Annotated in this window: 5 protein-coding genes; 4 read left to right on the top strand and 1 reads right to left on the bottom strand. The window is 68.6% G+C overall.

What is annotated here, in order from left to right; all coding sequences use genetic code 11:
• Nucleotides 1-1,409 (bottom strand): leucyl aminopeptidase (locus tag AC1DHD_RS12365; RefSeq protein WP_476879998.1); only part of this gene is annotated, 1,409 nt, incomplete at its 3' end.
• 309 nt (nt 1,410-1,718) lie between these two features.
• On the opposite strand from AC1DHD_RS12365, the gene AC1DHD_RS12360 reads away from it, so the two are divergent.
• From AC1DHD_RS12360 to AC1DHD_RS12345, 4 genes are all read left to right on the top strand, one after another.
• Complete coding sequence (locus tag AC1DHD_RS12360; RefSeq protein WP_476879997.1) at nt 1,719-2,657, top strand: proteasome assembly chaperone family protein; 939 nt, start codon at nt 1,719-1,721, stop codon at nt 2,655-2,657.
• Between the two features lie 34 nt (nt 2,658-2,691).
• Nucleotides 2,692-4,023 (top strand): MFS transporter, encoded by a 1,332-nt coding sequence (locus tag AC1DHD_RS12355; protein WP_476879996.1) that lies wholly within the window; start codon nt 2,692-2,694, stop codon nt 4,021-4,023.
• Between the two features lie 127 nt (nt 4,024-4,150).
• Nucleotides 4,151-5,455 carry a DUF4192 family protein gene (locus tag AC1DHD_RS12350; RefSeq protein ID WP_476879995.1) on the top strand — a complete coding sequence of 435 codons (1,305 nt, stop codon included), beginning with the start codon at nt 4,151-4,153 and terminating at the stop codon, nt 5,453-5,455.
• A 267-nt stretch (nt 5,456-5,722) separates the two neighbouring features.
• Complete coding sequence (locus tag AC1DHD_RS12345) at nt 5,723-7,057, top strand: RNA polymerase sigma factor (RefSeq protein ID WP_476879994.1); 1,335 nt, start codon at nt 5,723-5,725, stop codon at nt 7,055-7,057.
• The last annotated feature ends 47 nt before the right edge of the window (nt 7,058-7,104 follow it).

The following is a 7,104-nucleotide window of genomic DNA, read 5'->3' as shown; positions in this document are numbered from 1 at the left end:
ATGTCGATGTGGGCCCACGGGATCTGCTCGCCGTCCTTGCCCTTGCCGACGAACTCGCGCAGGAACACCGCCGCGGTCATCATGCCGCCGTGGCGTTCGCCGATGTTGGCGATGTCCGCCACCTGCGAGTCCAGGCTGGGGCGCAGTTCCTCGGGCAGCGGCATCGGCCACACCAGCTCGCCGGCGCGGTCCGCGGCGGCCTTCAGTGCGCTGGTGACCGAATCCGAACCCATCACGCCGGCGGTGCGGTCGCCAAGGGCGATCAGCTGCGCGCCGGTGAGGGTGGCGACGTCGATGATCGCGTCCGGGTATTCCTGGCTGGCCGCGACGATGCCGTCCGCCATGACCAGCCGGCCTTCGGCGTCGGTGTTCAGGACCTCGACGGTCTTGCCGCCGAAGATGGTCAGGACGTCAGCGGGGCGCTGGGCGGCACCGGAAGGCATGTTCTCGGCGATGCACAGCCACGCAGTGGCCTTGACCGGCAGGCCCAGTTCGGCGAGGGCCAGGACGGTGTTGAGCACGACGGCGGCACCGGCCATGTCGCTCTTCATCTCGCCCATGCCGAGGTGCGGCTTCAGCGAGATTCCGCCGGTGTCGAAGGTGATGCCCTTGCCTACGAGGGCAATCTTTGCGGTGGCCTTGGCGGGGGCGTATTCGACCTTGACCAGGCGCGGCTGCCGGGTGGAGCCCTTGCCCACGCCGAGGATGCCGCCGTAGCCGTCCTTCTCCAGGCGCTTCTCGTCCCAGACCGTCACCTTGACCGGCAGGCCCTTGGCGAGTTCCTTGGCGGCGTCGGCGAACGTCTCGGGGTAGAGGTGGCTCGGCGGCTGGTTTACCAGGGAGCGGGTTGCGTTGACGGCCTTGCCGATGAGGGAGGCGCGCTCCAGGACGGGCGCAAGCGCCTTGTCCGYGGCGAAGTCRGTGAGGATSCGGACRYTCTTGACCGGRTCYTTGAGGCCGTCCTTGGTGGAACGGTACTCATTGAAGGAGTACGCGCCCATGGCGGCGCCCTCGGCGACGGCGGCGACGGCGGCGAGGTCCGGCGTCGGAAGCGCAAGGGTGACGGTGGCGACGCCGGCAAGCTGGCGCACAGCCGAGCCGGCCGCGCGGCGCAGGGCCTCTTCCGCGATGGGGGTGCCCGCGGAGACCTTGCCAACACCGGCGAGGACCAGGACGGATGCGCCGGCCTCAGGCAGGCCCGGAAGGCGGTGTGCCTGGTCTGCGGCGCCGGTCAGGCCGAGGACGCTGAGGGATTCGGCCAGCGCCTCCGCTGCCTTGGCCGTGAGCGGGTTTTCCAGCAGGACGGGGCCGTCGGTGCCCTGTCCCACGCCAACGACGAGGGCATCGGACGGGGACTTTTTCAGGTCTCCGCTGACCGCGCTCAGTTTGACTTCGGTATTCTTGACCACGAGGACAGTCCTCAATTCTCTATGATATTTCGGCAGGAACTGCATGTTTGGCGCCCTGCCATGGGTACCTGCGCCACCGTCGGCGTTGCACGCATCCCGGTGTCTGCAAGGCCAGCTGTAAGGCCAGTTCCGATCGTAGTCTCTCCCCGGTGCCGGAGTTCAATTTAATGAGAGCTGGCACACAGTTGGGGCAGGAATTACCCCGGCTGGCCGCGCGTTGTAGGTGGTATCGGCACACGGCCCGCAGCGGCCACGGTGCCCGCCGCGGCGGCACTGCCGCCCCCTTTGCTACCGAGAGAGGAACACGTCGTGATGGAACGGATTTCCGGCTCCCTGCTGGACCCTGAAACGCTCTACGTCCGTGATGACGCGCTGTTCCGCAGCCCCGAACTGCGCGGGCTGAACCTGCTGATGGGTTTTACCGGCTTCGCGGACGCGGGCCACGTGGTCAGCCAGATCACCGCGGAACTGCTTGACACCCTGGATTCCGAACTCGTCGCCGAGTTCGATGCCGACCAGCTGATGGACTACCGGTCCCGGCGCCCGCAGGTGAGCTTCGTCGAAGACCACCTGCAGGACTACCAGGCCCCGCGGCTGGCACTGTACCGGCTGACGGACGGCCTGGGGAATCCGTTCCTGCTGCTGGCCGGGTCCGAGCCGGACCTGCAATGGGAACGGTTTGCCCGCGCCGTGGTGGGCATCGTGAAGGAACTGGACGTCAACATTGCGGCCTGGATCCACTCCATCCCCATGCCGGTGCCGCACACCCGCCCGGTCGGGGTGACGGTCCACGGCAACCGGCCGGAGCTGATCGAGGGAATCTCGGTCTGGAAGCCCACCGTGGAAGTTCCCTCCGCCGTCGGCCATCTCCTCGAACTGCGACTGGTCGAGGCGGGACGCAACATCGCCGGCTACGTCATCCACGTCCCGCATTACCTGGCCGAAGCCGAGTACCCCACCGCCGCCGTCGCGGGCCTGGAATACCTGGGCGCGGCTACCGCGCTGATGCTGCCGACAGACCGGCTCCGGGAGGCCGGACGGGAAGTCGGCCGCCAGATCGCCGAACAGATCAACGCCTCCGAAGAAGTGCAGCAGGTGGTCTCCCGGCTGGAAACCCGCTACGACGAGAAGGCCGAAGGAACCGTCCGCCGGTCCCTGCTGGCGGACGAGAACGACCAACTGCCGAACGCCGACGCGCTCGGTGCCGCTGTTGAGGCGTACCTTGCCCGTAAAGATCCCGGCGAATAAATACTATTTATGACGCGCGGGGCATAATAGGGGAGTGACTTCCCCCCGCGCCTGGCTGATCTGGATCGTCGGGGTCTTCGCGTATCTGGTGGCTGTGAGCCAGCGCACCTCCTTTGGCGTGGTGGGCCTGGAAGCCACCGCACGGTTCCACGCCAGTGCCGCCGAAATTTCCTTCTTCACCGTCCTGCAACTGCTGGTCTACGCCGGCCTGCAGATCCCGGTCGGTGTGCTGGTGGACCGGTTCGGCTCCCGCGCCATGATTGCCGGGGGCGCCCTGCTGATGGGTCTCGGCCAACTGCAACTCGCTTTCGCCGAGGGCATCCCCGGCGGCGTCCTGGGCCGGGTCCTCGTCGGCGCCGGCGACGCCATGACCTTCATCGCCGTGATCCGGTTGCTCCCGCTGTGGTTCGCGCCTTCCCGCGTGCCGCTGCTCACCCAGCTGACCGGCATGTCGGGCCAGCTCGGACAGCTGTTCAGCGTGGTGCCGTTCGCCTTGATCCTGCACTCAGCCGGCTGGACCCCGGCCTTCCTGACCCTGGCGGGAATGTCAGGGCTCGCCGTCGTGCTGGTGGTCCTGCTGCTGCAGGACCTGCCGCCGGGCCACCCCGCGCCGGAACCGTCCCAAGGCCTGCGCGCCACCGGCGTCTCCCTGGCCCGGGCGTGGCGGCAGCCCGGCACCCGGCTGGGCCTGTGGAGCCACTTCACCGTCCAGTTCAGCGGCACCGTCTTCGCCATGACCTGGGGTTACCCGTTCCTGATCTCGGCCCAGAAACTCAGCCCGGCCACCGTGTCCGCGCTGATGGCGCTCTACGTGGCTGCGGCGATCGCGGCCGGACCGTTGATGGGCCGGTTCGTGGCCAGGCACCCGCTGCGGCGCTCCACCATGGTGCTGCTGATCTCCGCCGCCACGGCCGCCGCGTGGGCCGCGGTGCTGCTCCAGCCCGGCCGGTCTCCGCTCTGGCTGCTGGCCGGCCTGGTGGTGGTGCTGGCCATCGGCGGGCCCGGCTCGATGATCGGCTTCGACTTCGCCCGGACCTTCAACCCGGCGCACCGGATCGGGACGGCCACCGGCATTGTGAACGTGGGTGGCTTCATCGCGGCCCTGATGTCCATCTTCCTGATCGGGCTCTCCCTCGACGCGTTGCACCTGGGCGGATTCTCGCCCGAGGGACTCTACAGCCTGGACGCCTTCCGGATCGCGCTGAGTGTGCAGTTCCTGATCCTCGGCGGGGGCGCCGTGGCCATCCTCATCATCCGGCGCAAGGTGCGCCGGCAGATGGCGGCGCAGGGTGTCGTTGTCCCGCCGCTGCTGAAGGCCTTGGCCGAGCAACGCCGGGTTGCCGCGGAACGCCGCCGCACACCCTGACTCGGTGTACTGGCGCGGGCGCGCCTGGGCGCTGGCCGTGTTGCTCCCTCTCGTTCTGTGAGGGCGGTTGTCCACATACGGCAGCTCCGGGCTAACGCGGCCGGCCGGCCCGGACGAGGCTGGCCCTATGACAGCTCCCGACCATCTGAAGATCAGCGGCCCCGAGGACATCCTTGGGTTCATTCCGCATTCCCTCGGCTACTGGCCGGCCAACAGCCTGGTCGCCATGACCCTGCAGGGCAATCGCCTGGGGGCAACACTGCGCGTCGACCTCCCGCCGGCCTCGCGCTGCCGGGGCGGCGGCCCGGCCGCCTTTGCCAGGACGGTCCGCGACTACCTGGTGGCGGATGAGGACGCCGACGGCAGCCTGCTGGCTGTCTTTGAAGGCGCGCCCGGCAGCACGTCAACTGACGGTATTGCGGACGAGGCCGGGGATGCTCCAGACAACGACGGCGGGGACCGTCCCGATGCCGCGGCGCTGGACCGGCTCCTTCGGGCACTCGACCGAACCCTCGGCCGGGCCGGGCTCCCTGTCCGGGACGCCTGGGTGGTCGGCGAGCGGTACTGGCGCAACGCCTTCTGCACGGACCCCTCGTGCTGCACCCCGCCGGGGCGGCCCGTCGAGGACATCCGGAACAGCCTCCTCAACGCCGAGATGGTTTTCCGGGGCAGCAGCATCGGGGCGGCGCCCGGCACGTCCGTACGGGCCCACCCGCCCGCGGACGACCCGGAGGAACTGGCGGCCGAGGACCGGTGGTCGCGGGAGTTCTCAGGAAGATGGCGGGACCGTGCGCAGTTCGGTGCCGTACTGGATATGTGGCAGCGCGTTCTTGGTGGCGGGGCCGAGCTGTCGGCGATCCCGCCCGCGCTGCCGGCGGGGCTCGCCGGATACCTTCGGGCCACGTTGTGCGTCGCGGCTTGGCGTGACGCGGTCCTGGTGATGGCCGCGGCCGGGCGTGATGCCGCCGAAGCCGGTGCCGAGCAGTTCGGCATGTTCGATGCGGGCCCCGGCCGGCCAGTCCCGGCACCGGATTTCACGGGATTCCCGGAGGCCATGGCGGCGCCGCGCGATGCGCCCGCCGGGGCCGCAGCGCGGCGAATGGACCCGCCCGGCTACGGGGATGTGCTCCTCGGGCTCCAGCCCCGGGTACCCGACTGGACCCGGCTGGCTCACCTTGAGGGGACCCTGGTCCGGCTGGGCAACAGCGGCGGGGGAGAAGCCCGCGCCGCGGCCCTCACCGCCCGGGGATGGATCGAATGGTGCCGGGGCCGGGGATCCTTCGCGGACGCCCTCTTCGCCGGCGCCGTCGCGGAGCTGCCCGGGTACCGCCTGGCGGAACTGCTGGCCGAGCTCGGCCGCCGGGGAACGCTGTGCGGATGGGCGCGGCGGAAGGAGGCCGCCTGGCAGAAGTTCGACCCCGATGCCGCCTGAGCCGGGCGCTTATATTCCATCATGGCGGGAGGCCCGAGGGCCCGATCCGGAAAATCGTGAGACAATGGTTGGCGAGACCCGGTTGGGTCCGTGTATCGAGTGCGTGTAGCGAACCTTGGAAACAGGGAACATTACGGTCGCCCCGGCAGTTCTACTAAGTGGCCCTGCCGGACGTGATTTGCGCCTGATGTCAAACGCGGACTTGACAGGGTCATAGTGGTGTTGCCCGTATGGTGATTCCACAGACCGCCGCTAGAAAGGTTTTCTGTGACCCCGTCTTCCGCGAAGAAGGAACCCGCCGACCAGGCCGTATTGTCTCCCGAGGAGAAGAAGGCCGCGGCTAACGCCAAGCGTGCCGCCACGCGTGCAGCCAACAAGGCAGCAAAAGACGCAGCCTCCGCAGCGGGCGATGACACCGACTCGGCAGTCGCCAAGCCTGAGCCCAAGAAGCGCGGGCCCAAGCCCGGCGCCAAAGCCGCGGCAGAAGCCGCAAACAAGTCCCGCGATGAGGACTCCGACGACGTCGACGCCGATGAGGACCTCGATGAGGCGGCCCCCGACGCCGCCGAGCTGACGGAGGACGGTGACGAGGCCGCAGGCAAGTCCGCGACCGCCACCACCGGCTCCGGCTTCGTCTACTCAGACGCCGACGACGACGACGCCCCCGTGCAGCAGGTTATGTCCGCCGGCGCCACGGCCGACCCCGTCAAGGACTACCTGAAGCAGATCGGCAAGGTCGCCCTGCTGAACGCCGAGCAGGAAGTTGACCTGGCCCTCCGCATCGAGGCCGGCCTGTTCGCCGAAGAGAAGATCGCGGCCGACGACGGCTCCATGGAACCCAAGCTCAAGCGTGAGCTCGAGTTCGTCATCCACGACGGCAAGCGCGCCAAGAACCACCTCCTGGAGGCCAACCTCCGCCTGGTGGTCTCGCTCGCCAAGCGCTACACCGGCCGCGGCATGCTGTTCCTGGACCTCATCCAGGAAGGCAACCTGGGCCTGATCCGTGCAGTCGAGAAGTTCGACTACACCAAGGGCTTCAAGTTCTCCACCTACGCCACCTGGTGGATCCGCCAGGCGATCACCCGCGCTATGGCCGACCAGGCCCGCACCATCCGTATCCCGGTGCACATGGTCGAAGTCATCAACAAGCTGGCCCGCGTCCAGCGCCAGATGCTGCAGGACCTCGGCCGCGAACCCACGCCGGAAGAGCTGGCCCTCGAGCTGGACATGACCCCGGAAAAGGTCGTCGAAGTCCAGAAGTACGGCCGCGAACCGATCTCGCTCCACACCCCGCTGGGCGAGGACGGCGACTCCGAATTCGGTGACCTCATCGAGGACTCCGAGGCCGTGGTCCCGGCCGACGCGGTGAGCTTCACCCTCCTGCAGGAGCAGCTGCACTCGGTCCTGGACACGCTCTCCGAGCGCGAGGCCGGCGTCGTTGCCATGCGGTTCGGGCTGACCGACGGACAGCCGAAGACTTTAGACGAAATCGGCAAGGTCTACGGCGTCACGCGCGAACGCATCCGCCAGATCGAATCCAAGACCATGTCCAAGCTGCGGCACCCGTCGCGCTCACAGGTCCTGCGCGACTACCTGGACTAAACATTCTCCAGCCAACGCGGGGTCACCTCCCGCCCGCGATCCACGGA

Source organism: Arthrobacter sp. 05L45_2 (assembly GCF_056397525.1).
This window is presented reverse-complemented; position numbering and strand designations above follow the sequence as displayed.

Excerpts from the sequence above, each read along its gene's own strand:
- AC1DHD_RS12350 (WP_476879995.1), top strand. The coding sequence starts at position 4,151 with ATGACAGCTCCCGACCATCTGAAGATCAGCGGCCCCGAGGACATCCTT.